The organism is Arthrobacter sp. U41 (assembly GCF_001750145.1).
Classification (GTDB): Bacteria; Actinomycetota; Actinomycetes; order Actinomycetales; family Micrococcaceae; genus Arthrobacter.
On sequence record NZ_CP015732.1, the window covers coordinates 4,197,530 to 4,223,535 of the forward strand.

The 26,006-nt window shown below is 67.3% G+C and carries 24 protein-coding genes; 10 read left to right on the forward strand and 14 right to left on the reverse strand.

Annotation, left to right across the window (positions count from 1 at the left end; translation table 11 throughout):
• Positions 1-70 precede the first annotated feature (70 nt).
• The 3 genes from ASPU41_RS19135 to ASPU41_RS19145 form a co-directional block, all read right to left on the reverse strand.
• Positions 71-499: an HIT family protein gene (locus ASPU41_RS19135; protein ID WP_069952254.1), complete on the reverse strand. Its 429-nt coding sequence runs from the start codon at positions 497-499 to the stop codon at positions 71-73.
• A complete protein-coding gene (locus ASPU41_RS19140) occupies positions 496-1,668 on the reverse strand; it encodes an NAD(P)-dependent alcohol dehydrogenase (protein WP_069952255.1) in 1,173 nt (390 codons plus the stop codon). Before ASPU41_RS19140 ends, ASPU41_RS19135 begins: the two co-directional genes overlap by 4 nt.
• Positions 1,669-1,924: 256 nt before the next feature.
• Entirely contained in the window at positions 1,925-2,797 is an 873-nt protein-coding gene (locus ASPU41_RS19145; protein ID WP_069952256.1) for a sulfurtransferase, read from the reverse strand.
• Positions 2,798-2,845: 48 nt separating this feature from the next.
• On the opposite strand from ASPU41_RS19145, the gene ASPU41_RS19150 reads away from it, so the two are divergent.
• On the forward strand, positions 2,846-3,982 hold the full coding sequence (locus tag ASPU41_RS19150) for a PLP-dependent cysteine synthase family protein (RefSeq protein WP_269450062.1): 1,137 nt from the start codon (positions 2,846-2,848) through the stop codon (positions 3,980-3,982).
• A 29-nt stretch (positions 3,983-4,011) separates the two neighbouring features.
• On the opposite strand, the gene ASPU41_RS19155 is transcribed toward ASPU41_RS19150, so the two are convergent.
• Entirely contained in the window at positions 4,012-4,668 is a 657-nt protein-coding gene (locus tag ASPU41_RS19155; RefSeq protein WP_069952258.1) for an MBL fold metallo-hydrolase, read from the reverse strand.
• Between the two features lie 105 nt (positions 4,669-4,773).
• On the opposite strand from ASPU41_RS19155, the gene ASPU41_RS19160 reads away from it, so the two are divergent.
• Entirely contained in the window at positions 4,774-5,232 is a 459-nt protein-coding gene (locus ASPU41_RS19160) for a Fur family transcriptional regulator (RefSeq protein WP_069952259.1), read from the forward strand.
• Here ASPU41_RS19160 and ASPU41_RS19165 read toward each other — a convergent pair.
• The 8 genes from ASPU41_RS19165 to ASPU41_RS19200 all read right to left on the reverse strand — a co-directional run bounded on the left by ASPU41_RS19165 (position 5,229) and on the right by ASPU41_RS19200 (position 14,658).
• The gene (locus tag ASPU41_RS19165; RefSeq protein ID WP_069952260.1) at positions 5,229-6,866 is read right to left on the reverse strand and encodes an MDR family MFS transporter; all 1,638 of its coding nucleotides are present in this window, start codon (positions 6,864-6,866) and stop codon (positions 5,229-5,231) included. The genes ASPU41_RS19160 and ASPU41_RS19165 overlap by 4 nt on opposite strands.
• On the reverse strand, positions 6,863-7,492 hold the full coding sequence (locus ASPU41_RS19170; RefSeq protein ID WP_083266626.1) for a TetR/AcrR family transcriptional regulator: 630 nt from the start codon (positions 7,490-7,492) through the stop codon (positions 6,863-6,865). Before ASPU41_RS19170 ends, ASPU41_RS19165 begins: the two co-directional genes overlap by 4 nt.
• Before the next feature lie 83 nt (positions 7,493-7,575).
• Positions 7,576-8,466, reverse strand: coding sequence for a metal ABC transporter permease (locus ASPU41_RS19175; protein WP_069952262.1), 891 nt, complete (start codon positions 8,464-8,466; stop codon positions 7,576-7,578).
• Positions 8,467-9,282: a metal ABC transporter ATP-binding protein gene (locus ASPU41_RS19180; protein ID WP_197515714.1), complete on the reverse strand. Its 816-nt coding sequence runs from the start codon at positions 9,280-9,282 to the stop codon at positions 8,467-8,469.
• Between the two features lie 79 nt (positions 9,283-9,361).
• Entirely contained in the window at positions 9,362-10,327 is a 966-nt protein-coding gene (locus tag ASPU41_RS19185) for a metal ABC transporter solute-binding protein, Zn/Mn family (protein ID WP_069952264.1), read from the reverse strand.
• Positions 10,328-10,426: 99 nt separating this feature from the next.
• Positions 10,427-11,494: a hemolysin family protein gene (locus ASPU41_RS19190; protein ID WP_069952265.1), complete on the reverse strand. Its 1,068-nt coding sequence runs from the start codon at positions 11,492-11,494 to the stop codon at positions 10,427-10,429.
• A complete protein-coding gene (locus ASPU41_RS19195) occupies positions 11,491-12,828 on the reverse strand; it encodes a hemolysin family protein (protein ID WP_069952266.1) in 1,338 nt (445 codons plus the stop codon). The genes ASPU41_RS19190 and ASPU41_RS19195 overlap by 4 nt, the downstream gene beginning before the upstream one ends.
• Positions 12,829-13,173: 345 nt before the next feature.
• Positions 13,174-14,658 carry a GuaB1 family IMP dehydrogenase-related protein gene (locus ASPU41_RS19200; RefSeq protein ID WP_069952267.1) on the reverse strand — a complete coding sequence of 495 codons (1,485 nt, stop codon included), beginning with the start codon at positions 14,656-14,658 and terminating at the stop codon, positions 13,174-13,176.
• Between the two features lie 342 nt (positions 14,659-15,000).
• Between ASPU41_RS19200 and ASPU41_RS19205 the strand changes: the two genes are divergently transcribed.
• The 5 genes from ASPU41_RS19205 (at position 15,001) to ASPU41_RS24130 (ending at position 21,296) form a co-directional block, all read left to right on the forward strand.
• Positions 15,001-18,792: a multifunctional oxoglutarate decarboxylase/oxoglutarate dehydrogenase thiamine pyrophosphate-binding subunit/dihydrolipoyllysine-residue succinyltransferase subunit gene (locus ASPU41_RS19205; RefSeq protein ID WP_069952268.1), complete on the forward strand. Its 3,792-nt coding sequence runs from the start codon at positions 15,001-15,003 to the stop codon at positions 18,790-18,792.
• 133 nt (positions 18,793-18,925) lie between these two features.
• Complete coding sequence (locus tag ASPU41_RS19210; protein ID WP_069952269.1) at positions 18,926-19,525, forward strand: GDSL-type esterase/lipase family protein; 600 nt, start codon at positions 18,926-18,928, stop codon at positions 19,523-19,525.
• Positions 19,526-19,654: 129 nt separating this feature from the next.
• Complete coding sequence (locus tag ASPU41_RS19215) at positions 19,655-20,482, forward strand: DUF4097 family beta strand repeat-containing protein (protein ID WP_069952270.1); 828 nt, start codon at positions 19,655-19,657, stop codon at positions 20,480-20,482.
• The gene (locus tag ASPU41_RS19220; RefSeq protein ID WP_069952271.1) at positions 20,482-21,102 is read left to right on the forward strand and encodes a PadR family transcriptional regulator; all 621 of its coding nucleotides are present in this window, start codon (positions 20,482-20,484) and stop codon (positions 21,100-21,102) included. The genes ASPU41_RS19215 and ASPU41_RS19220 overlap by 1 nt, the downstream gene beginning before the upstream one ends.
• A 119-nt stretch (positions 21,103-21,221) precedes the next feature.
• Complete coding sequence (locus tag ASPU41_RS24130; RefSeq protein WP_104061284.1) at positions 21,222-21,296, forward strand: 50S ribosomal protein bL37; 75 nt, start codon at positions 21,222-21,224, stop codon at positions 21,294-21,296.
• 128 nt (positions 21,297-21,424) lie between these two features.
• Here ASPU41_RS24130 and rsrA read toward each other — a convergent pair whose 3' ends face one another.
• Positions 21,425-21,685, reverse strand: coding sequence for a mycothiol system anti-sigma-R factor (gene rsrA / locus ASPU41_RS19225; RefSeq protein WP_069952272.1), 261 nt, complete (start codon positions 21,683-21,685; stop codon positions 21,425-21,427).
• Positions 21,682-22,503 (reverse strand): sigma-70 family RNA polymerase sigma factor, encoded by an 822-nt coding sequence (locus ASPU41_RS19230; protein ID WP_157357066.1) that lies wholly within the window; start codon positions 22,501-22,503, stop codon positions 21,682-21,684. Before ASPU41_RS19230 ends, rsrA begins: the two co-directional genes overlap by 4 nt.
• Positions 22,504-22,878: 375 nt before the next feature.
• On the opposite strand from ASPU41_RS19230, the gene ASPU41_RS19235 reads away from it, so the two are divergent.
• Genes ASPU41_RS19235 through rsgA form a run of 3 tightly spaced genes read left to right on the forward strand, consistent with a single transcriptional unit; the run spans position 22,879 to position 25,949 of the window.
• Complete coding sequence (locus ASPU41_RS19235) at positions 22,879-23,427, forward strand: DoxX family protein (protein ID WP_069952273.1); 549 nt, start codon at positions 22,879-22,881, stop codon at positions 23,425-23,427.
• A 7-nt stretch (positions 23,428-23,434) separates the two neighbouring features.
• Positions 23,435-24,850: a 3-phosphoshikimate 1-carboxyvinyltransferase gene (gene aroA, locus ASPU41_RS19240; RefSeq protein ID WP_069952274.1), complete on the forward strand. Its 1,416-nt coding sequence runs from the start codon at positions 23,435-23,437 to the stop codon at positions 24,848-24,850.
• Positions 24,834-25,949 (forward strand): ribosome small subunit-dependent GTPase A, encoded by a 1,116-nt coding sequence (rsgA, locus tag ASPU41_RS19245; protein WP_069952275.1) that lies wholly within the window; start codon positions 24,834-24,836, stop codon positions 25,947-25,949. The genes aroA and rsgA overlap by 17 nt, the downstream gene beginning before the upstream one ends.
• The last annotated feature ends 57 nt before the right edge of the window (positions 25,950-26,006 follow it).

Here is a 26,006-nt window from a genome sequence, read left to right on the forward strand (position 1 = left end):
CAAGGCGCTGGCGCCGGCCTGACGTCCCAAGGGGACAGCCGGGCCGGTGCCAGCGGATGGTGACAGCCGTCTATTCTCCCGGGACGTGCGCCGCGTGCCCGGCGTTCCGGAGCCCGTCGCGGAGTTTCTCGGCGTTGGCATCCAGCCGCGCGGGATCGGGGTGCTGGTCCACCGAACCGAAGTCGAAGTCCGCCATGGTGTTGGACGGCCACACGTGGACGTGCAGGTGGTTGATTTCGTAGCCGGCCACGATGAGTCCGGCGCGTGCCGCGTCGAACACCTCGACCTGGACGGCGCCGATCTTCTGGGCCACCTGCATCACCCGGCCCAGCAACTCGGGCGACGCATCGGTCCAGCGGTCCACTTCCTCGGTCGGCACCACGAGGGTGTGGCCGTCGGCGAGCGGGCCCACGGTCAGGAACGCCACGACGTCGTCCTCGCGCCAGACGAAACGGCCGGGGATCTCGCCGTTGATGATCCTGGTGAAGAGAGTGCTCATGCGTCTGCCCTTTCCGAGGGTGTTCCGAGGGTACTGGTGTCCAGGACAAAACGGTACTTCACGTCGCCGGCCACCATGCGGTCGTAGGCCTCGTTGAGCTGGTCGGCGCGGACCACCTCGACATCGGAGGTGACGCCGTGCTCGGCGCAGAAGTCCAGCATCTCCTGGGTCTCGGCAATGCCGCCGATCAGGGACCCGGCGTACGCGATCCGGCGCCGGATCAGCGCGCCCGGGTTCACCGGCGGCATGTCCTCCGAGGGCAGACCCAGCTGGAAGAGCGCCCCGTCCACGCGCAGGGTGCGGAAATACGGGTTCAGGTCGTGGGGCGCGGCGACGGTGTCGATGATGACGTCGATGCTGCGGTTCGCGGCGTCCATCGCGGCCTCGTCGCGGGACAGGATGACGTCATCGGCGCCCAGTTCGCGGGCGGCGGCGATCTTGGATTCCGAGGTCGTGAAGACCTTCACTTCGGCACCCATGGCCTTGGCGAGCTTCACGGCCATGTGGCCCAGCCCGCCCAGGCCCACGACGCCGACAACGTCCCCCTCCTCGACGTCGAAGTGGCGCAGCGGGGAGTAGGTGGTGACGCCGGCGCACAGCAGCGGCGCGGCCGCGGCAGGGTCGAGGCTTTCCGGGACGTGCAGGACGTAGCGGCGGTCCACGACGATGGAACTGGCGTAGCCGCCCTGGGTGGTGGTGTCCTCGTTCCGGCGGTCCTTCGAGCCGTAGGTTCCGGTCATGCCGTTCTCGCAGTACTGTTCCAGGCCGTCCAGGCAGCTCTCGCATTCCCGGCAGGAATCGACCAGGCAGCCGACGCCGACACGCTCGCCGGGGGTGAAATCGTCGACGGCGGAACCGACGCGGCTGACCCGGCCCACGATTTCGTGGCCGGGGATGAGCGGGTAGTTCTGGTTTCCCCATTCGCCGCGGGTGGCGTGGACATCCGAGTGGCAGAGCCCGCAGAATTCGATGGCGATCTCGACGTCGTCTTCCTTCGGCGCGCGGCGGGCCACCGTCAGGGGAACCAGGCCGCTGTCGCTGGCTGTCGCACCGTAGGCGGCGGAAAGGCGGGGGTCCGGCGTCGAGTTTTCCGGGGCGTCCCTGCTGTCCGTGGTCAGATCGGGAAGCGGCTTGGCGAGGGGCGGCGGTACGGGGCGTCCAGGAGTCATGGTTCGACGCTACCCCCGGGTGACGGGTCTTATCCAATCAGAAGAGGGAGCAGCCTGACCATCCGCCGAACGAAGAGCAACGCGGGGTCAGTTCCGGCCCATCCGGCGGCCGATTATGGGCGCGATCTGACCCCTCGTTGGTGTAGTGGGAGGCCTGGGGGGTGCTGTCGCCCGCGTCCCGGAGGTGCTGCATGGGCGCCCTTGCGGTGGCATCCGGACGCGGCCGCCTGAACAAACAACCGCCGCCGGCCTCCGCCTAGTCCGCGGCGGCGCCTTCGGCGTACGGCGCGTCCCCGGTCGCCACGGGGTTCGAGGGCTTGTTGGACCACTCGGAGAATGACCCGGGATAGAGCGCCGCCGGGAATCCGGCGATTTCGAGGGCAGCAATTTCGTGGGCCGCCGTGACGCCGGAGCCGCAGTAAACGGCGGTCGGGACGTCGGCGCGAACCCCGAGGCCCGTGAAGCGATCCCGCAAGGCCGCCGGGGGCAGGAACCTGCCTTCTGCACCGACGTTGCCGGTGGTGGGGGCGCTCACGGCTCCCGGGATGTGGCCGGCACGCGGGTCCACCGGCTCGAATTCCCCGCGATACCGCTCCCCCGCCCGGGCGTCCAGCAACAGCCCCTGCCCGGCCCAGGACGCCGCCTGCCCGGCGTCGATCACGGGCATGGCACCGCCCGACAGCACGACGTCACCCGGTTCCGCCTGCCGTTCGCCACTTTCGAGGTCGAAGCCCGCGCCACGCCACGCGGCCAGGCCGCCGTCGAGCAGGTACACCTCGGGAAAGCCGGCATTCCGCAGCATCCACCAGAGCCGTGCCGCGGCCAGGTTGCCACTGTCGTCATAAGCCACCAGGACGTCACCGCTGCGGACGCCCCAGGAGCGGACCGACGCCTGGAACTGCTCCAACGGCGGGAGCGGGTGCCGGCCGCGGCTTGGATCCGCCGGACCGGCCAGTTCACTGGCGAGGTCCACGAAGACGGCGCCCGGGAGGTGCCCCGCGCGGTACTGCTCCCGGCCGTGCGGGTCGCCGAGCGCCCAGCGCACATCGAGCAACACCGTTCCCGGGCCGGTTGTGTCGGCGCCGTCCAGCCGGTCCTTCAGGGTGGCCACATCCATGAGCGTCTGCATCCGCCCACTCTATCCATGGGAATCTGCCGGCGCGGGTACGCTGGTGCGGTGATCAGAGCACAACAGCAGGACAGGGCCTGGGCCGACGGGGCACTTCGCCGCATCAACGCCGAGAACAACCGGTCCGCAGACACCCACCTGTATTCGGTCCCGCTTCCGGAGCACTGGGGCGTCCAGCTCTACCTCAAGGACGAGTCAACGCACCGGACCGGCAGCCTGAAGCACCGCCTGGCCCGGTCACTGTTCCTCTTCGGGCTGGTCAACGGCTGGATCCGCGAAGGCACCACCATCGTTGAAGCCTCCAGCGGCAGCACGGCCGTGTCGGAGGCCTACTTCGCCCAGCTGCTGGGGCTGCCGTTCATTGCGGTGATGGCCCGGACCACCAGCCGGGAGAAAATCGCGCTGATCGAGCAATTCGGCGGCTCCTGCCTGCTCGTGGACCATGCCTCGGAGGTCTACGGGGCCGCTGCGGACCTCGCACGGCGCACCGACGGCCACTACATGGACCAGTTCACGTACGCCGAACGGGCCACGGACTGGCGCGGCAACAACAACATCGCCGAGTCGATTTTTGGCCAGCTCGCCCTCGAGGAGCACCCGATCCCCCGCTGGATCGTGGTGGGCGCCGGCACCGGCGGCACCAGCGCCACCATCGGCCGGTATCTCCGGTACCACCGCCACAACACCGAACTGGCCGTCGTGGATCCGGAGAACTCCGCGTTCTACCCCGGCTGGCTGGAAAGCCGCGGGGCACCCGGCGGCGGCCCCGGCAGCGGCCCAGCCGCCCCGGACCCCGTCGCCGCAGCGGCCGCCGGGGGGCAGCCCTCGCGGATCGAGGGAATCGGCCGGGCGCGGCTGGAACCCAGCTTTGTCCCGGCCGTCATCGACCACATGATCCCGGTACCGGACGCGGCTTCGGTGGCCGCGATGCGTCATCTGCTCGACCACGCCGGCCTGCACGCGGGCCCTTCCACCGGCACCAACCTGTGGGGGGTCTGGCAGCTCATCGCGGCCATGATCGCCGAGGGCCAGCGCGGCAGTGTCGTGTCGCTGATGTGCGACGGCGGGGACCGCTATGCCGGGAACTATTACAGCCCGGACTGGCTGCGGTCCCAGGGCCTGGACCCCGAGCCGCATGAAGCGACCCTCCGGGAGTTCTTCGCCAGCGGCACCTGGCCGCACTAGGCGTCCGGGTCAGGTGTACCGGTTCTTTCCTAGATCTCGACGCTGTCCCCGCTCGAGAGGTGCCGGTATTCGGTGCCGTACCTGGCGCCGAACCGGCTCACATGCCCTTCCACCAGCCGGCGGCCGTTCTCATTGAGCAGGGCATCGTGGATCGGGAAGGCTTTCGGGGCGCGGACTCCGATCACGAAGTCGACCACCTCCCCCACCTTGTTCCAGGGTGCGTGGACCGGCACCAGCAGCGTCCGGACCTCCACGCCGTCGGGCACGATGAAGGAATCGCCGGGGTGGTAGACGTTGGAGTCCACGAAGTAGCCGATATTGGCCACCACCGGAATCTGCGGATGGATCAGCGCGTGCTGCCCCCCGAAGCTCCGGACGGAGAATCCGGCCGTCTCGAAGTCCTCGCCGGGGGCCACGGCATGGATCCGGGGCCCGGCGTCGGGCGCCTTCTCCCGCAGCTGCGCCGCGACCCCCGCCGGCGCGAACAGCTGCAGCGAACCGCCGGCCAGCAGGGCTGCGGTGACGGCGTCGACGTCGATGTGGTCGGGATGTTCGTGGGTGATCAGCACGGCGTCGGCGCCGGCGAGGGCCTGGTCCGTCTCGGAGAAGTTTCCCGGGTCGAACACCAGCACCTTGCCGTCCTTCTCCAACCGGACACAGGCATGCGTATACTTCGTCAGCAACATCTGGCCAGCCTAGGGTTCCTCCCCGGCGGTGTCCACGTACCCGGCTGGTAATCTGGGACCTTGCCACCACCCCGTACCGAGACCACCAGCGAAGCGAGTTCCACGATGTCCCAGGGCGCCACCGCCGACGGCAGCCGGACAACGCTGCCTGCCCCTGCCGCAGTCAAAGAGCAGCGCGTCACGAAGCAGCGACTCGCGGTGAGCGCCGTCCTGGACGAGCTGCCGGACTTCGTTAGCACCCAGGAGCTGCACCGCATATTGCAGGACCGAGGCACCTCGGTGTCCCTCGCCACCTCCTACCGGATCCTGCAGTCCCTCGCGGATGAGGGCCTGGTGGACGTCCTCCGCAACGCCGACGGCGAGGCCGTCTACCGGCGCTGCGCCGTCACCGGCCATCACCACCATCTGCTGTGCCGCAGCTGCGGCAAGGCCGTCGAGGTCGAGGCCCCCGCGGTCGAGGCCTGGGCCGCCCGGACGGCGACCGAGCACGGCTTCACAGCGGTGGAACACACGGTCGAGATTTTCGGGCTCTGCCCGGACTGTACCGCCCGGGCTGCCGGCTAGTTCCTGGACCCGGAGGCGGGAACGGGAGCCTCGTCCTCGGCGTCGTCGGCGGTGATCAGGATGTTGCCCTCCGAAATGGATTCGGACAGGACATCATGCTCAATCGCGGTGGCCAGCGGCTTTTGCCTGACGAAGCACATCAGCACGGCGGCGACCACCGCCAGCGGTACCATCCAGATGAAGATCGGCGTCAGCGCGTCGTTGTAGGAGGAGATAATCGCCTCCTTGACCGGCGCCGGAAGCTGGCTGACCACTGCCGGGGTCAGCGAGTTCGCTCCGCCGGGGGTGCCGCCGCCTGTTGCCGCGGCCGGCAGGCGCTCGGCGAGCAGCTCGGCCAGCCGGCTCGCGAACAGGCTGCCCACCATGGCGGAGCCGAGGGTGGCCCCGATCTGGCGGAAGAAGTTGTTCGACGCCGTTGCGGTGCCGACCTCGCGCAGCGGGAAGGAGTTCTGCACGATCAGCACCATGATCTGCATGCTCAGGCCCAGTCCCAGTCCCATCACGGCCAGGTAGGCGCAGATTTCCCAGAGGGGCGATCCCGGCTTGAGCGTGGACAGCAACACCAGGGCGAGGGCGACCAGCACGCCGCCGGCGACAGGCATCCACTTGTAGCGACCGGTCCGGCTGACCAGCTGGCCGGAGACCACCGAGGCCACCAGCAGGGCGCCCATCATCGGGATCATCAGCAGACCTGATTCGGTGGCGTTCACGCTGAAGGCCATCTGGAGGTAGGTCGGCAGATAGCCGATGGCGCCGAACATGGCCACGCCGATCAGCAGGCCGGCCACCGTTGCCAGATTGAAGTTGAGGTCCTTGAACAGGTGCAACGGAATGATCGGCTCGGCCGTCCGGCGTTCCACCAGGACGAAGGCAACCCCGCTGAGAACGGTGCCGGCGATCAGTCCGAGGATGATCGGATCGCTCCATTCATACTTGCTGCCGCCCCACGTCGCGAACAGCACGAGGCAGGTCGTTGCGATCGCGAGCAGCACCATGCCGCCGAGGTCCAGGCGCGGTTTCCCGCGGTGCTTGGGCAGCTTCAGGAAGAACACGGCTCCGGCCAGCGCCAGCAGGCCCAGCGGGATGTTGATCCAGAACACCCAGCGCCAGCCGGGTCCCTCGGTGAACCAGCCGCCCAGCAGCGGACCGGCGACAGAGGCGATGGCGAAGACGCCACCCATCATGCCCATGTACTTGCCGCGTTCGCGGGGCGGCACGACGTCGGCGATGACGGCCTGCGACAGGATCATCAGACCGCCGCCGCCGAGGCCCTGAACGACGCGGGCGGTGATCAGCACACCCATGTCGTTGGCGAGGCCGCCGATGACGGAACCGATCATAAACAGGATAATGGCCGCCATCAGCAGGGCTTTGCGTCCCATCAGGTCGCCGAGTTTGCCGTAGATGGGCATGGTGATGGTGGAGGCGAGAATGAAGGCCGTGATCACCCAGAGCATGTCGCTGACGCCGTGAAGTTCGCCCACGATGGTGGGCAGTGCCGTGCTGAGCACGGTCTGGTTCAGGGCGGCCAGAAGCATCGAGAGCATCAGGCCCACGAAGAGCAGCACCATGTGCTGCTTGCCTTTTGCCGGTCCTTCTGCCGGTCCCGCGGCGGGGACAGCATGCTGGGTCATGAAATTTTCCTTAGTAAATGGTGGAGAAGGGTCACTGACGGCCCGAGGGTCTCCGCGGAGATTCCCTCGACGGGGTCGAAATCAGCTGAGGTGAGATTGAAGCGGATGGGGACGCCGGCGATCATGACCAGCATGCGTGCGGCTTCCTCCGCGCCGAAGCCTTCGGCGCCGGCCGCCCACCCGGGGTCCTGGGCCATCAGGCCGGAGACCCCCTGGGAGACGAGGCTCTCGGCTTTGACCATGTAGTCCATATGGCGTCGGGCCAGATGGGGGTAGCGGGCAATCAGTTGGCGGCGCCGTGCGCGGTCGGTGCCTCCGGTCGCAGTCAGGGCAACGGTCATCAGGAGGCGCGAGATCTGCCCCACCAAGTCATCCGCCGTGATGGAGATTCGGGACAGCTGCGCCGCTTCAAGGACAGGTTCACGCAACCCCAGGATGGCGTCTTCCTTCACGGCGAAATAGTTGAAGAAAGTCCGCGGGGAGACGCCGGCACTGGATGCGATGGCCTCTACCGTGGTCTGGTCGACGCCGTGCTGCAGCGCAAGCGAAGCGGCCGCCTCATGCAGGGCCAGCCAGGTCTCGGCTTTTTTCCGCTCGCGCAGGGGCAACGGAGCTGCAGTAGTCATGCCCTAAATAATTGCACGACTGCAATGATTGCGCCAATGCATACTTGCACCGCTGCAATAATCCGGCGGGACCGCTCCGCGGTTCAGGCCGCCGGCACCGCGGAAGTGCGCAGCACCCGGCCGTTCAGTCCGCGCCTGGTCCGGGCACCGCCGATAATCCGGCAGACCACGTAGATCAGGAAGGACAATGTGGTCACATACGGGCTGATCGGGATCCGGCCGCCGAGGGCGAGCAGGATGCCGCCGACCGTAGCCGTCATGGCGAAGACCACACTAAGCATCACCACCAGGCGGGGTGATGACGTGACGCGCATGGCCGCCGCCGCGGGAGTGATCAGCAGGGCCAGCACCAGCAGGGCGCCGACAATCTGGATGGAGAGGGCCACGCTGACACCGAGCAGCAGCATAAACCCGATGGCCAGTGCCCGGACGGGCACCCCGCGGGCCGATGCGACGTCGGGGTCCACGCTGGCGAAGGTCAGCGGGCGCCAGATGGCCAGAAGGGCAAGCATCACGACAACGGCGGCGCCTGCCAGCACCTGGAGCTGGACGGTGCCGACGGACACGATCTGACCGGTTAGCAGGCCGAACTTGTTGGCGGCGCGCCCCTCATACAGGGAGAGGAACAGGATCCCCAGTCCCAGCCCGAAAGGCATGATCACGCCGATGATCGAGTTCTTGTCCCTGGCGCGGACACCCATCAGACCCAGCAACAGCGCCGCCACAACGGATCCGACCAGGGAGCCCAGGACAATGTCCGTGCCGATCAGGAGGGCAAAGGCCGCGCCGGCAAACGAGAGTTCGGAGATGCCGTGGACGGCAAAAGCCAGGTCCCGCTTCATCACGAACGTACCCATCAGCCCGCCCAGCAGGCCGAGCACCGCGCCAGCCCAAAGTGAGTTCTGGACCAGGACGAGCAGTTCGCCGTAGTTTTCGAAGTTGAAGATTGAATTCAGCAGGCTGTCCAGGTCCATCTAGCCCACCTCCCCCGCCACCGCGTGGGCGTCCTCGTGGTGGTGGGTCGCGGCATCGGGCAGTCCGACGACGATCAGCCGCCCGTTCGCGTGGATCACTTCGACGTGGCTGCCATAGAGATCGGAGAGGACCTCGGTGGTCATGACCTCCTCCGGCGGACCCACCCGGAACCGCCCCCCTGCCAGGTACAGCACCCGGTCCACGTAGTCCATGATCGGGTTGATCTCGTGCGTCACGAACACCACGGCACTGTCCTGGTCGCGGCACTGCTTGTTGATCAGCGCACTGACTTCCTGCTGGTGATGCAGGTCAAGGGAGAGCAGCGGTTCATCGCAAAGCAACACCTTGGGATCCGCGGCCAGCGCCTGCGCGACACGCAGCCGCTGCTGCTCGCCGCCGGAGAGCTGGCCCACGGGAACCTTCGCGTAATCGGAGGCTCCTACCAGGCCGAGCAGCTCATCGATTCTGCGGTTCGCTTTCGCCGCGCCCAGCCGGAGCCCCCAGCGGTGGCCGTCGACGCCGAGCCCCACGAGGTCGCGGGCGCGCAGCGGGGTATCGGGGTCGAACGACTTCTGCTGCGGTATGTAGCCGATCCCGGGGTTGCCGCGCGCCACGGGCCGGCCCGCGAGTGTGGCCGAGCCGGAGCTGAGCTCCTGCAGTCCGAGCAGGACTTTGAGGAAGGTGGTTTTTCCGCTGCCGTTGGGGCCGAGGACGGCGAAGAATTCACCCGGGTTGATCTCCAGATCCAGGCCCTCCCACAAGGAACGTTCACCGAACGCCAGGGAGGCCCCACGGAGGCTCACTACGGGTGTCAACTTGGATTTCCTCGAATTCTGCGCGGGCCCTCGGCTCGCGCCCTCTGCCTGGACTGCTGGGCTGGGCTGTCTGCTAATCCTAGGCCAGGGCCTTGCCGATGTTGTCGACATTTTCAGTCATCCACTGGAGGTAGGACACGCCGTCGGGCAAGGTCTCGCTGAAGTTCACCACCGGGACACCGGCGGCTGCTGCCGCGTCCTTGACTGCGACCGTCTGCGGGCCCTCGGTCTGCTGGTTGTAAGCCAGCAGCCTGATGCTGCCGGACGCCATAAGGTCGGTGGCGGCCTTGAGTACGGCGGGGGGCACGTCGGTGTCTTCTTCGATCGCAGCGGTGTATTCGGCCGGGGTCTGGTTTACCAGGCCGGCCGCGTCGAGCAGGTACATCGGCACCGGTTCCGTCACAGCAACGGACGCCCCGCCGGCCGACGCCCTGATTCCCTCCAGCTTGGCTTCGAGGCCTCCGAGCGAATCCTTGAAGGCCGCGGCATTGCTGCGGAATGACTCGGCCGAGGACGGCTCGAGCTCTCCAAGCCTGGCCGCGACGGCGTCAGCCAGCCGGGCCATGGCGGGCAGGCTGTACCAAACGTGCTCGTTGAAGCCGGCAGGGGTGCGGGCGTGCCCGTCGGCATCGGCGGCGGCGGACTCGCCGGCAGGCTCTGCCGGAACCAGTCCGGAGAGCTCCACGGCATTCAGGACGCTGCTGGGCTCCAGCCCCGTGTCTTCTGCGAGCTTGTGAATGAAATCGTCGTAGCCGCCGCCGTTCTCCAGCACCAGCTCGGCCTTCGAAACCGCCAGCTTGTCCTGCGTGGTGGCTTCATAGGAGTGCGGGTCCTGGCTGGTGCGCGCGATGATGGAATTGACCCGCACCTTGTCTCCGCCGACGGCGCCCGCGATGTCCCCGTAAACGCTGGTGGAGGCTACCACGTCGACAATCCCGTCGGCGCTGCTCTCCGGGGAGGTCCCCGACGTCGGCGCGCAGGCCGTCAGGAGCACGCTCAGGCCGGCAAAAGCGGCAACGATGGCTTGGGCAGCAGGACGACGCACGGGGGACCTCGGATCTGTTATTGAGAATCAGGAGCAATAGCAACTGCTTCGAGTGTATCCCTAAATAGGAATGATTCCTATTTAGGGATACCCCGGGCGCTACTGCTGGTCCTGGCCGAGCCTCCGGTAGCCGGTGGCCTGGGTGGCGTCCCTGATCTCCCCGACGAGCTCCTCAATAACATCCTCGAGGAACAACACACCCTGGGTGAGGCCGTCCGGACCGATGACGCGGGCCAGGTGCGAGCCGGTCCGCTGCATCACGGACATGGCCTTCTCGATCTCGTCGTCCATGGCAAGGTTCGCCAGGGACCGGATGTGGCTTTCGGCGATCGGCTGGCGGTAAGCCGCGTCCGGGATGGACAGCACGTCCTTGATGTGGAGGTAGCCGGAGAGCATTCCGTCCTCGTCCAGCATCGGGAAGCGTGAGAACCCGGTGCGGCTCACGGCCTTTTCGAATTCCACCGGCGTGGTGGCGGGCTTCAGCATCACCAGCTTGTCCAACGGGACCATGACGCGGGACGCGGTGTGTTCCGAGAACTCCAGCGCACCGGTGATCAGGCCGGCGTCGTCATCCACGAGCCCGTGGCGGGTCGATTCCTGCACGATCGACTGCACTTCCTCCAAAGTGAAGGAGGACGTGACCTCATCCTTTGGCTCGATCCGCATCAGTTTCAGGATGTGGTTCGCTGACCAGTTGAGGGCCACGATCACCGGCTTCACCGCACGGGCGATGAACATCAGCGGCGGCGCCAGCAGCAGTGCTGCCTTGTCCGCAACGGACACCGAGATGTTTTTCGGGACCATCTCGCCGATCGTGACGTGCAGGAACGTGACGACCAGCAGGGCGACGGCGAACGCCGCAACGTCCGCAATCTCCACCGGGACGCCGACCGCTTCCAGCGGCACCACCATCAGATGATGGATTGCCGGTTCCGCGACCTGCAGGATCAGCAGGGAACAGACGGTAATCCCCAGCTGCGCGCAAGCCAGCATCAGGGAGACGTTCTCCATCGCGCGCAGGGTGGTCTGCGCGCGCTTGGAGCCCGCCTCGGCCAAGGGCTCGATCTGGCTCCGGCGCGCGGACATGACCGCGAATTCGGCGGCCACGAAGAAGGCGTTGCCGATCAGCAGGACGACCAGCCAGAGAATTCCTGCCCAGTCGCTCATTCGGCACCCACCTCGGTGGTGGAGTGGTTCCCGCGGTGGACACGGCCGGGCTTGAAGCAGATCCGGTCGATCCGGCGCCCGTCCATGCGGGTAACGCTCAGGGTTCCGCCGCCGACGTCGACGGTGTCCCCTACGGAGGCAATCCGGCCCAGCTGGCTCATCACGTAGCCTCCTACCGTTTCATAGGCAGACTCGTCGGGAACGGTCAGTCCCGGGATCTGTTCGGAGAGTTCATCGGGGCGCAGCAGGCCCGGGAAGTACCAGTCCCCCGAGGCGCTCTGCAGCAGCCCCGGCCGGACCTTGTCGTGCTCATCGGCCACTTCTCCGACGATTTCCTCGACCAGATCCTCGAGGGTGGCGATGCCGGCGGTTCCGCCGTACTCGTCCAGGACCACTGCCAGCTGGAGATTGCCTTCGCGCAGTTCCGCGAGCAGGGCGTCCAGGTGAATGGTTTCCGGAACCCGGAGCACATCGGTCATGATGGCACCGGCCTCCAGCTTGGCGCGCCGGTCCGAGGGGACGGCGATGGCCTTCTTGATGTGGACCACGCCGCGGATGTCGTCCGAGGATTCGCCGATGACCGGGAAGCGCGAATAGCCGGTGCGGCGTGCCGCCTCCACAATGTCGGACACGGGCTGGTCGGCGTCGATGGTCTCGACCCGGATGCGGGGGGTCATGACATCCGCTGCCGTCCGGCCCGAAAACTTGAGCGTCCGGGCGATGAAGTTGGCGGTGCCGGCGTCAAGGGTTCCCATGGCCGCCGAGCGGCGCACGAGGGAGGCCAGCTCGGCCGGGGTCCGCGCACCGGAAATCTCTTCCTTGGCCTCCAGCCCGAAGATATTGAGTACCTTGTTGGAGAAGCCGTTGAGCACCACAATGGCGGGTTTGAAGATCGCCGTGAAAATCAGCTGCGGACCGGCCAGCGCCTTGCCGACCTGGAACGACAGCGCAATCGCCATGTTCTTCGGAACCAGTTCGCCGATCAGCATGGACAGCAGCGTCGCAAAGGCCATCGCGAGGATCAGCGACACGGAGGCAACTGCGGCCTCCGGCAGCCCCAGGGCGCCCAGCGGGCCTTCGAGCAGTTTGCCGACCGACGGTTCCATGACATAGCCGGTGAGCAGGGTGGTGATGGTGATGCCCAGCTGGCAGCTCGAGAGCTGCGTGGACAGGGATTTGAGGCACTTGAGGAGGGGCGCGGCGGCAGTGTCGCCGTCGTCCACGGCCCGCTGGACAGTGGCCTGGTCAAGGGCCACGAGGGAGAATTCAACGGCTACGAAGAAGCCGGTTCCCAGGATGAGCAGCAGTCCTGCTCCGAGAAGAAGCCACTCCATTTAGCGGCCCGCTTCCGGGGCAGTGGCGTGCAGCGGAGTCCCGGCGGAGGAGCAGCGGGTGGCCGGGTGTTGGAGGAGTCCGCCCGGCGGAGGATGGTCGGCCGCGGCCGATCCTGTTTCCTGAAAGGCTCCGGCCTGGTGTGCCGCCGGAGAATGATGGGCACGTGAACGGGGTTTGCCGGCTCTTCGGGTGGACTGCGCGGTAACGGATTCCGTTTCCCGCTGACAGCCCCCAGGCCGGCACCTAGATTTACTGTCCATAAGAAGTTCAGTCTACAGGAGCAGCTGCCGCCGGCTGCTGCCCGGGTGACGCCCGACGGCGGCCCCGCGCCGCAGCGGAGCAGCTCACCAGCTCTGCGGGACCGGGCGGCCTTCCTCGTAGCCGGCCGCGGACTGGATCCCGGCCACGGCGCGTTCCCGGAACGCCGCAAGGTCCGCGGCGCCGGCGTAGCTCATGGAACTGCGGAGCCCGGCGGTGATCATGTCCAGCAGATCCTCGACGCCGGGCCGCGCCGGATCGAGGAACATCCGGGAGGTGGAGATGCCTTCCTCGAAGAGGGCCTTGCGGTCCTTTTCGAAGGCGCCTTCGCGCTGGTTGCGGTTCTGCACGGCCCGGGCGGAGGCCATGCCGAAGCTTTCCTTGAACTGCCGCCCGCCGGCGTCCTGCTGCAGGTCGCCGGGGCTCTCGTGCGTGCCGGCGAACCAGGACCCGATCATGACCTGGCTTGCGCCGGCGGCGAGGGCAAGCGCCACGTCCCGCGGGTAGCGGACGCCGCCGTCGGCCCAGACCCGCCCGCCGGCAGCCCGCGCGGCGGCCGCGCATTCCAGCACGGCGGAGAACTGCGGCCGGCCGACGGCCGTCATCATCCGTGTGGTGCACATGGCCCCGGGGCCAACACCGACCTTGACGATGTCCGCACCGGCCTGGATGAGTTCGCGGGTCGCCTCGGCGGTGACCACGTTGCCTGCCACCACGGGCACCCCGGGGTTAAGGCCTTTCACCGCGGCCAGGGCGTCAAACATCTTCTGCTGGTGGCCGTGGGCGGTATCGAGGACCAGCACGTTGACCCCGGCGGCGAGGAGTTCCGCGGCCCGGCCGGCGACATCGCCGTTGATCCCGACGGCGGCGGCCACCTTGAGCCTGCCGGAGGCGTCCAGGGAGGGCCGGTACAGGGTCGAGCGGAGGGCTCCCTTCCGGGTCAGGACTCCGGCCAGGACGCCGTCCCGCTGGACCGGCGCGAAGTCGGTCCCGGCAGCGTCCATCGCGTCGAAGGCGGAGCGCAGTCCGGCGCCTGATCCGCCGGCGGGCCCGGCGCCGCCGCCGGCGGGGGCGTTCTCCAGCACAGCCGCGTCCAGCACCAGCGGCTGGTGGCGCATCACCGAGGCCAGCGAGGCGAAACGGTCCTGGCCCTCGCAGTCCGCGGCCCGGACGATGCCGGCCACGGCACCCGAGTCATCCACGACCATAATGGCGCCGTGCGGCCGCTTGCCCATCAGGTGCAGGGCATCAATGACGGTGCTTGCCGGCGACAGGGTGACCGGGGTTTCCAGGACGGGGTGGCGGGTCTTGATCCAGGCCGTCACCTCGCGGATCACCTCAAGCGGGACGTCCTGCGGCAGCACCGCCAATCCGCCGCGCCGGGCCATGGTCTCGGCCATCCGTTTGCCGGTCACTGCCGTCATATTGGCCGCCACCAGGGGAATCGCGGAGCCCGTCCCGTCATCCGCAGCCAGGTCCACGTCCAGGCGGGAGGTGACCTCGGAGCGGGACGGTACCAGGAAGAGGTCCGAATAGGTCAGGTCGGTGGTGGGCTCGGTCAGGAAGCGCACGGCTGCTCCTTTAAGTAGTCATTCCGGTGCTGAACGGGTTCTCAGTGCGAGTCTAGCGAGGCTTTCCACCGGCCGCGGCACCCGCCCGGAGGCCGCTCCCGCTGCAGCCCCCTGGTTGGCGTCCGGCTTCCTTCCGGGGGCTCCTTTGACCGCCGGTTGGGGTGCCGTGACGACGCTTTGAGCCGACTTGATGATTTGAGTCACCCTTATTGGCGGTTTGGCAAGAATCGTCACTAGACTGGCAGGGGTCTGGGTTCACTGGACGCGGAGACTGGTTCAATCGTCGTGCTGACGCACCGTGAAACCAGTGGGAATCAAACTCATGGAAGAGGCGTAATTCAAGTGCCAGAGCAGCCTAGCCACCGTCTACCAGAGGAATTTGGCGGAAACGAGTGGCTCGTTGACGAACTGTACGAGCGGTATCAGCAGGACAAGAACACCGTGGATGCCAAGTGGTGGCCGCTGTTCGAATCCTTCGACGCCGGAGACAGTTCGTCCACCAACGGAGCCTCAGGCGCAGCGACAGTTGCGTCCCCCACCCGCGAACTTCCCGTTGTAGCCCCGGCTGCCGCGCCGGCAGCGCAGCCGGCCGCGCCCGCCCCTGCTGCAGCGCCTGCCCCGGCCGCCCCTGCCGCCGCGAAGAAGGCCCCGGCCACCGTTGCGCGCGACGGCTCCAAGACCTCGGAAGCCCGCCCCGGCAGCCAGCCGATCCCGGCCCAGCTGCCCAAGAACATTAAGGCCCCGACGGCCCCGGAGGAGGACGTCGTCTCCGTCCTCCGCGGCCCGGCCAAGGCCATCGCGACGAACATGATCACCAGCCTGGAGGTCCCGACCGCCACCAGCGTCCGGGCGATCCCTGCGAAGCTGCTGATCGACAACCGTGTGGTCATCAACTCCAACCTGGCCCGCGCCCGGGGCGGCAAGGTTTCCTTCACGCACCTGATCGGCTACGCCGTCATCCGCGCCCTCGCCCAGTTCCCCTCGATGAACGTCTACTACGACGTCGTCGACGGCAAGCCTGTCGCGGTCCAGCCGGCGCACGTGAACTTCGGCATCGCCATCGACATGCCGAAGCCCGACGGCAGCCGCCTGCTGATGGTGCCCAACATCAAGAAAGCGGAGACCCTCAACTTCTCCGAGTTCTGGCATACCTACGAGGACCTGATCAAGCGCGCCCGCGCCGGCAAGCTGACCGCCGACGATCACTCCGGCACCACGGTGTCGCTGACCAACCCCGGCGGCATCGGAACGGTGCACTCGGTGCCGCGCCTGTCCAAGGGCCAGGCCGCCATCATCGGCGTCGGGGCACTGGACTACCCGGCGGAATTCCAGGGCGCCAGCGCGAAGATCATCGCGCACAACGCCATCAGCAAGGTCCTCACGCTGACCTCCACCTATGACCATCGCGTCATCCAGGGTGCCGGCAGCGGCGAGTTCCTGAAGCTTGTGCACCAGCTCCTGCTCGGTGCACAGAACTTCTACGACGATATTTTCGAGTCCCTGCGCATCCCGTACGAGCCCGTGCGCTGGAGCCCGGACCTGCAGGTGGACCCGGCCGACGAAATCAACAAGGTCGCCCGCATCCAGCAGCTGATCCACGCCTACCGCGTCCGTGGCCACCTTATGGCGGACACCGATCCGCTGGAATACGTCCAGCGCAAGCACCCGGACCTCGACGTGCTGACGTACGGCCTCACGCTGTGGGACCTGGACCGCGAATGGCCCACCGGCGGCTTCGGCGGCAAGCCGATGCTCACGTTCCGCGACATCCTCGGTGTGCTCCGCGATGCCTACTGCCGCACCACGGGCATCGAATACATGCATATCCAGGACCCGGCAGAGCGCAAGTGGTTCCAGGACCAGATCGAGCACCCCTACTCCAAGCCGAGCCGTGACGAGCAGCTGCGCATCGTCTCCAAGCTGAACGCGGCCGAGGCGTTCGAGACCTTCCTGCAGACGAAGTTCGTCGGCCAGAAGCGCTTCTCGCTGGAGGGCGGCGAGTCCCTGATTCCGCTGCTGGACGCCATCATCTCCGATGCGGCCGACGACGAGCTCGACGAAGTGGCGATCGGCATGGCCCACCGCGGCCGGCTCAACGTGCTCACCAACATCGCCGGCAAGACCTACGCCCAGGTCTTCCGCGAATTTGAAGGCACCCAGGACCCGCGCTCCGTTCAGGGCTCCGGCGACGTGAAGTACCACCTCGGCACCGAGGGCACCTTCACTTCGGACAACGGCAAGGAGACCAAGGTCTACCTCGCTGCCAACCCGTCCCACCTCGAGGCCGTGGACTCCGTCCTCGAGGGCATCGTCCGCGCCAAGCAGGACCGCCTCGACCAGGGCGAAGCCTTCCCCGTGCTGCCGATCATGGTGCACGGCGACGCCGCCTTCGCGGGCCAGGGTGTTGTGGCGGAAACGCTCAACCTCTCCCAGCTGCGCGGTTACCGCACCGGCGGCACCATCCACATTGTGGTCAACAACCAGGTCGGCTTCACCACCGCGCCGTCCTCGTCCCGTTCCTCCACCTACTCCACGGACGTCGCCAAGATGATCCAGGCGCCGGTGTTCCACGTGAACGGCGACGACCCGGAAGCCGTGGTCCGCATCGGGCAGCTCGCCTACGAGTTCCGCCAGCGGTTCCACAAGGACGTTGTCATCGACATGGTCTGCTACCGCCGTCGCGGGCACAACGAGGGCGACGACCCCTCGATGACCCAGCCGCTGATGTACAACCTGATCGAGGCCAAGCGTTCGGTCCGCAAGCTGTACACCGAATCCCTGATCGGCCGCGGTGACATCACCGAGGAGGAAGCCGAGCAGCTGCTGCGCGACTACCAGGAACGGCTGGAGCGCGTCTTCGCGGAAACCCATGCCGCGCAGACCTCCCCGATCCCGATCATCACGGCGGATTCCGCAGCGGTGTCCGATCTGGAGCGCCCGATGGCCCAGCAGTCGGACTCCCGCACCAGCGCTCCGGCGTCGACGGCGATTTCCGCCGAGATGCTGGCGCGCATCGGCAAGGCCCACGTGGACATCCCCGAGGGCTTCACGGTCCACGCCAAGCTCAAGCAGCTGCTCGAGAAGCGTGAGGTGATGTCCCGTGAAGGCGGCATCGATTGGGGCTTCGGCGAGCTCGCGGCCTTCGGTTCGCTCATCATGGAAGGCGTTCCGGTCCGGCTCGCCGGCCAGGATTCGCGCCGCGGCACCTTCGTGCAGCGTCACGCCGTCTTCCACGACCGCGCCAAGGGCGACGAGTGGCTGCCGCTGGCCCACCTCTCCGATGACCAGGCCAAGCTGTGGATCTACGACTCCCTGCTCTCGGAATACGCGGCCATGGGCTTCGAATACGGCTACTCGGTGGAACGCCCGGATGCCCTGGTGCTCTGGGAAGCGCAGTTCGGTGACTTCGTCAACGGCGCGCAGACCATCATCGATGAGTTCATCTCCTCGGCCGAGCAGAAGTGGGGCCAGCGCTCCTCGCTTGTGCTGATGCTGCCGCACGGCTACGAAGGCCAGGGACCGGACCACTCCTCCGCCCGGATCGAGCGCTTCCTGCAGATGTGCGCCGAAGAGAACATGATCGTGGCCAACCCCACGACCTCGGCGTCTCACTTCCACCTGCTGCGCCGCCAGGCGTACAGCCGGCCGCGCAAGCCGCTCATCATCTTCACGCCGAAGCAGCTGCTCCGCCTCAAGGCCGCAGCGTCTTCCGTGGAGGACTTCACGACCGGGACGTTCCAGACCGTCATCCCCGACCACGAGCAACTGCAGGGCGGCGCCGTCGAACGTGTCCTGCTGGTCTCCGGCCGCCTGTACTACGATCTGCTGTCCACCCGGCAGAAGACCGGAGACAAGACCACCGCGATCGTCCGGGTCGAGCAGCTTTACCCGCTGCCCGCCGCCGAGATTGACGCTGAGCTTGCCAAGTACCCGAACGCCGAGGTTGTCTGGGCACAGGACGAGCCGGCCAACCAGGGTCCGTGGCCGTTCATCGGCCTGAACCTTCCGGACGCACTGGACCGCCGGGTCCGCCTCGTGTCCCGCCCCGCCTCGGCTTCCACCGCGGCAGGATCGATGAAGCGTCACGCGGCCGAGCAGGACGCGCTGCTCAAACAGGCATTCGCACGTAAGTAAGGTCAGCGCTGCCCGGCCGGAGATTGAAACTCGCAACTCCGGCCGGGCAGCTTTGTTTAACCGGCACTGTCCCCGACCATCGCTGATGGCCGGAAGGACGGTTCACTGGACGCTCTGAAGTAAAGAGGTAGTCGTGGAAGATCGAAAGCTGCGGATCGCAGCCGTGGGCGATGAACTGCTGGCCGGCCTGGGTGATCCCCGCGCGCTGGGCTGGCTGGGGCGGGTGCTCGCGCGCACGCCGCAGGACGGGCTGTCCCTGGAATGCTATTCCCTGGCGTGCCCGCAGGAAGGCACGGAAGGCCTGGCAGCCCGCTGGTTCGAAGAAGCCGGGCGCCGCTTCAACAGCCAGCACGAGAACCGCCTGGTGATCGGGCTATCCGGCCGCGATGTCGAGTTTGGACTCTCCACCGCCCGCAGCCGGCTCAACCTCGCCAATATCCTTGACTCCGCCTCGCAAAACAAGATCGAGGTCTTCGTCGTGGGCCCGCCGCCGACCCTGGACCCGGTGCACAACCGCAGGCTCGGTGAGCTCAACACGGCCTTCGCCGACGTCACCACCCGCCGCAAGCACCTCTACGTCGACACGTTCTCGCCGCTGCTGAACCACGAGCAGTGGCGCCAGGACCTGGCGGGCAACGGCGGCACCCCCGGCCAGGCAGGTTACGGACTGATGGCATGGCTCGTGCTGCACCGCGGCTGGTTCCAGTGGCTGCGGATTGACGCCCCGGAGTAAACGGCACCCGCCGCCCCCGGGTAGATCCGCGATATATCTTGACCGTGCCAAGCCGGCGATATATCGTGACTTCTATAGTCGCGATATATCGCAATCGTTCGCATGACATATCGCCTTCCCGGAGGAACCATGACAGAGAACAACTGGACCGTCACCGGTCCGCAGACAATCGACGTCGACGGCGTCACCTCGCTCAAGCTCGGCATCGTCCGGGGACGCTTCGATATTGTCGCGCACGATGAACCCGTCGCCCGGGTCGAAGTCTCCGAGGTCCACGGCGACCCCCTCGCCATCAGCCTGGTCAACGGACGCCTTGAGGTCCGGCACCAGCTGCACGGACCGCAGGGCTGGTTCAAGAACCTCATGGACACCGTCAACAACAGCAGCAGCAATTCCGTTGTTATCAGCATCGCCCTGCCGGCCGGCGTCGACGTCGAGGCGGGAACCGTCAGCGGCGACGGCATGGTTTCCGGGAGCAGCGGTGACACCCGGCTGAACACGGTCTCCGGCTCCGTCCTGGCCGACGGCACGTCGGGGAGCCTGTCGGTCAAGACCGTCAGCGGCGAGGTGATCGCCCGCAACCACAAGGGCGTCCTGACGGCCAAGAGCGTCTCGGGCGAGATCACCGCATCCGGCGAGTTCACCAACATCCGTGCCAACACCGTCAGCGGAGACCTCAGCTTCGACCTGCACAGCTTCACCCAGGACTTCGGCGCCAATTCAGTCTCGGGTGATGTCACCATCCGCCTCCCGCACGACGTCGGCGTGGACATCATCGCCAAGTCCGCGAGCGGCGCCGTCGTCATTGACGACCTGAAATACAGCCAACCCGGCGGCACCGTGCAAACCATTGCCGGACCCGATACCCAACTCATGCTGGTCCGGACCAATTCGGTCTCGGGAAAAACGGCGATCTTCCACGGCCAGCCGATCGCGGACCCCAACAAGGGGCCCTGATGCCTCCGGTCTTTGCCCACGGGGCGCTGCGGCTCTACCTGCTCGCGCTGCTGGAGCCAGGTCCGAAGCACGGCTATGAACTCATCAAGGCGCTCAGCGAACGCTTCGGCGGCACCTACTCCCCCAGTGCCGGAACCATCTATCCGCGGCTTGGCAAGCTCGAGGAGGAAGGGCTCGTCGCCACCCTCACCGAGGGCCGCCGGACCTACTACAGCATCACCCCGGCCGGACTCGTGGAGCTGAACAACCGGCGGGACGAAGTCGCCGGTGTGGAAAACGACATCTCCGCGTCAGTCCGGCGCCTCGCGGACACTCTGCGGCAGGACATCAAAGTCAATATGCGCGGGCTGCGGGCGGACCTGGCCGCAACGGCCGAGGCCGCGCGTTCCTCCGCCCGGGCGGCCGGATCAACGGTCGCCTCGCTGGCGGGCCAGCGCTACTCGCAGGAGAGCGATGGCCGGCTGCGGGAGGCGGAGATGCTGGTGCAGGCCTTCCGCGACGACGTCCGCGTGGAGCTGCGCCGCCACGGCGGACGGCATCCGATCACGCCCGTGACGCTGGAGACGGTCAAAACGGTGCTGGACCAGGCCCGGATCTCGATCCGGAATTCACTGGACTGAATCTCCGGCCGTGATTCGCTCTCTGCGGCACCTCCCGCCCCGCCGGTTCGCGGCGGGTGCCCCGATGTGGGAGACTTGAGGGCAGCTCTTTTGAGTACCAAAAATTAAGGAGGCCAGCTATGAGCAAACGTGCACGTAAACGTCGTGACCGTAAGCGTGGCGGCGCGAACCACGGCAAGCGCCCCAACGCCTAAGCAAAGCTTGGAATGACAGCTTTAGTCGAATGACCCCGGAAACCTCACGGTTTCCGGGGTCATTCGTTTTGGTTCGCGGGACTGGTGCCGCGGAACTCATTCCGCGGAACAGCTCGGGGCCGGAGGGGTCAGGCCTCCACCGGGTTGTTGGAGTGGATCCGGTCCAGGATCGAATTCTTGAGGTTCTCCGGGGCGGCCTCGGTACAGGAGCGCTTCACCATGACGCGGATGACACATTCGAGGTCGTACTGCTCAAAGCATTCCGGGCACCCGTCCAGGTGGTCCTTGATCTCGGCGATGTCATCGTGTGTGAGGGCACCGTCCAGATACTCGTAGATACGTTGCATCCGGGCGTCGTCGCAGTCGCCCAGTCCCTGGCAGTCGCTCATTTCCTGTTCTCCTGTTTGTTGCTTTCGGCCGCGGTGGTGGGACCCGCCCGGAATCCCCGCTCGGCGGCATAGTCGGCGAGCATGTCCCGGAGCATCTTCCGGCCCCGGTGCAGGCGTGACATCACGGTCCCGATCGGGGTGTTCATGATCTCTGAAATTTCTTTGTACGCGAATCCCTCGACGTCCGCGAAGTACACCGCCAGCCGGAATTCCTCCGGGATGTCCTGCAGGGCCCGCTTCACGTCCGAATCCGGCAGGTGGTCCAGAGCCTCGGCCTCGGCCGAACGCAGGCCTGAGGAGGTATGTGACTCCGCCCGGGCGAGCTGCCAGTCCTCGATGGTGTCCGAGTTCGACTGCAGCGGCTCGCGCTGCCGCTTGCGGTACAGGTTGATGTAGGTGTTCGTCAGGATGCGGTAGAGCCAGGCTTTCAGGTTGGTGCCCGGCTTGTACTGGTGGAAGGCCGAGAACGCCTTCGTGTACGCCTCCTGGACCAGGTCCTCGGCATCAGCGGGATTCCGGGCCATCCTCATGGCTGCGGAGTACAGCTGGTCCACGTACTGCATGGCGTCGCGTTCGAACCGTACCCGGCGTTCCTCCGTGGTTTCAGTCGTCACGTCCAGCGCCTGCCCGTCCACAATCGTCTCCTGGGCGGCGGCATCCTGCACCGTGTCCGTGGCGTCGGACGCCCGCGCCACTCCCGGTTCCGGGGCAGGGTCTGAAAGTGCGCCGGCGGGGCCGGTAGCAGGTGACTTGGCGGGCGTGGCGCCGTTTCCGGCTACCTCATGCATGGCCGCAACGGCCGGATCCAGGGTGCTCATTGCCTTCAAGTCTACTGTTAGGCTCCGTCGGGTGCCCGTCACTGCCGGCACCGTTCCGTCCCGCAGGGCAGCGGTCCACGACTCCGCCGGATCTGCCGGGAGTTTCCCCATGTCCTTGAGGCGAATGTCCGTTACGGGAATGTCCTTCACCAGTATCAAATCTCCGCCTTCCTGCGCCACGGCGGGGCGCTCCAGCCGGGCCACTGTGTTCCAGCCCGCTGTCCGGGCTGTTCAGAACCAAAATCCGGCCGCATTTAAACAGCCGGGACCTGTCATTCACAACCCGGCCCGGCAGGCAAATATTCCGCAAAAGTGCAAGACTAGAACCGGTTCTCCCGCATTGATTCCGCGGTTCGTCCACCCAGGAGGAAATTCATGTCGTTTGTCCGCTTTCTCGCCCGGCCCATGCTCGCATCCAGTTTCGTCCTTGCCGGCATGGACAAGCTAAAGAATGCGGATGACACTGCCACGCAGCTCTCACCCCTGCTGCGGCGCGCGGCTGAATCGCTGCCGTTCCAGACCAACGAGAAGGTCCTGGCCCGCGTTATCGGCGGCACCCAGGTCGGAGCCGGCGTGCTTTTCGCGCTCGGCAAGTCGGCACGCCTCGCCGCTACCATCCTGGCCGTCATCTCGGCGCTCAACGGTTACGTCGAATGGCGCAGCGCGGACATCAGCTCCAAGGACGGCCGTGACGCCCGGCGCAAGCAGCTACTCAAGAACGTCTCCCTGACCGGCGGGGTCCTGCTCGCCGCCGTCGACACAAACGGCCGGCCCAGCCTGGCCTGGCGCGCCGAGCACCTCGCCGCGGACGCCAAGAAGAACGCAGGCCACCTCGCCGCCGATGTCCGGAAGACCACCGGCAAGCAGCTGAAGAAGGCCGACAAGGCTGTGCGCAAGGCCGTAGACCACACCGTCGGAGCCTAAGACAACAATGACAGGCGCCACCCCCGCAGCAGCCCGCCCCGTTCCGGCCGACAGCGTTCCGCCCTGGCGGGCGCCGTTCGCCGTTCGGCCCGTCGACGCAACGGTCACCGTTCCGGGATCGAAGTCCCTGACCAACAGGTACCTGGTGCTGGCCGCCCTCGCCGACGGGCCCTCGCGGTTGCGTGCCCCCCTGCATTCCCGCGATTCGGCCCTGATGATCGAGGCGCTGCGGCAGCTGGGGGCGACTATCACGGAAGTTCCGGGCGACGGCGCCTTCGGCCCTGACCTGGCCATCACGCCCATCAGCCTGGATGCCCCGGAGGCGCGGTCCGCTGTCGATTGCGGGCTGGCCGGGACGGTGATGCGGTTCGTCCCTCCCGTCGCGGCCCTGCGCCGCGGAGTAACACTGTTCGACGGCGATCCGCACGCCCGGAACCGCCCGATGGGTCCCATCATCGCGGCGCTGACCGGGCTGGGCGTCGCCGTCAGCGCACCCGGCGGCGGACCGGCGTCCTCGCTGCCGTTTGCGGTCGAGGGCACGGGCGAAGTCCGGGGCGGCCACCTCGTCATTGACGCCAGTGCTTCCTCGCAGTTTGTCTCGGCGCTGCTCCTGGCCGGAGCCCGATTCACGGGGGGACTGCACCTCGAGCACGTAGGCAAGCCCGTCCCCAGCCTGGACCACATCAACATGACGGTCGCCGTGCTCCGCGGCGCCGGTGTCGCCGTGGACGATTCCCGCCCGAACCACTGGGTCGTCTCCCCCGGGGCCATCCGCGCCTTTGACCTCAGGATCGAACAGGACCTCTCCAACGCCGGGCCGTTCCTCGCAGCGGCGCTGGCCACCCGCGGCACGGTCCGGATCCCCAATTGGCCGGCCAGGACCACCCAGGTCGGCGATCTGTGGCGCGGCATCCTGACCACCATGGGTGCCACCGTCACGCTCACCGACGGCACCCTGACCGTCACCGGCGGCCCGGAGATCAAGGGCGCGGACTTCGACGAGACCAGCGAACTCGCCCCCACGGTCGCCGCCCTCTGCGCCCTCGCCAGCGGCCCCTCGCGGCTGGGCGGCATCGCCCACCTCCGCGGCCACGAAACAGACCGGCTGGCCGCCCTCGTGGCGGAGATCAACCGCCTGGGCGGCGACGCGGAGGAAACCTCCGACGGTCTCATCATCCGGCCCGCGCCACTGCACGGCGGGGTCGTCCACAGCTACGCCGACCACCGTATGGCCACGGCAGGTGCCATCCTGGGCCTGGCCGTCCCCGGCATCGAGGTCGAGGACATTGCGACCACAGCCAAGACGATGCCGGACTTCCCGCGGCTGTGGGAATCCATGCTCGCCCAGGGCGCCGGCGGAAGTGCAGCCCCCGCAGACGCCATCCCCGCAAAGAAGGACGCCGCCGGTGGCACGCAGCACTGACTCCTGGGACGAATCCGACGTCCGGATCCGGCCCAACAAGAAGGGCACCCGGCCCCGCACCAAGGACCGACCTAGCTACGACGACGCCGTGACCGGGCGGATCATCACCGTTGACCGGGGACGCTACACCGCCGTCGTCGCCGAGGGCACGCCCGAGGAGCGCAAAATCATCGCCGCCCGGGCCCGGGAGCTGCGCCGCAACCCCGTCGTGGCCGGCGACTTTGTCTCGCTCGTCGGGGATGTCACCGGCGAGCCCGACACCCTGGCCCGTCTGGTCAGGATCCAGGACCGCAAGACCCTGCTGCGGCGCAGTGCCGATGACACGGACCCGATCGAGCGCGCCGTCGTCGCCAATGCCGACCAGCTGGTGATCGTGGTGGCAGCTGCCAATCCGGAGCCCAGGACCGGGTTCATCGACCGCGCCCTTGTGGCCGCGTACGACGCCGGGATCGAGCCGCTGCTGCTGGTCACCAAGGCCGACGTCAAGGATCCCGCGGAGCTCCTCGCCAATTACCAGCACCTCGCCTTCCCCGTGATCATCTCCAAGACGGCGGACTCCGCAGCCTCCGGCATCGATGCCCGCTCGGACGACGGGTTGTCCGCCCGGCTGGACAAGGACGCCGTCTCCCAGCTGCGCGCCTACCTGGACGGGAAGGTCACCGTCATGCTGGGCCATTCCGGCGTCGGCAAGTCCACCATGGTCAATGCGCTGACCGGCGCCGAGCGCGCCACCGGCGGTGTCAACGCCGTCACAGGGCGCGGACGCCACACGTCATCCTCGGCGCTAGCCCTGAAGGTCAACGACGCCCCCGCAGGCAGCTGGATCATCGACACCCCCGGCATCCGCTCCTTCGGCCTGGCCCACGTGGACCCCGACCGGATCCTGCACTCCTTCCCGGACCTTGAACCCGGAACCGACGCCTGCGAGCGGGGCTGCAAGCACGACTCCAGCGCCGTCAACTGCGGCGTGGACGCCTGGGTGGCCGCCGGCCACGCGGGCGAATCCGGCCCGGCCCGGCTCAGCTCGCTGCGCCGCCTGTTGGGGACGGACCCGCGGATGGAAGCACAGGACGTCAAGGAGCTGGGCACCGTCTCCTGAGCGGGCAATCGGGGCGCGGATCGCCCTGTGCCGGGCCGCCTCCGGCGGCGCAGCCAC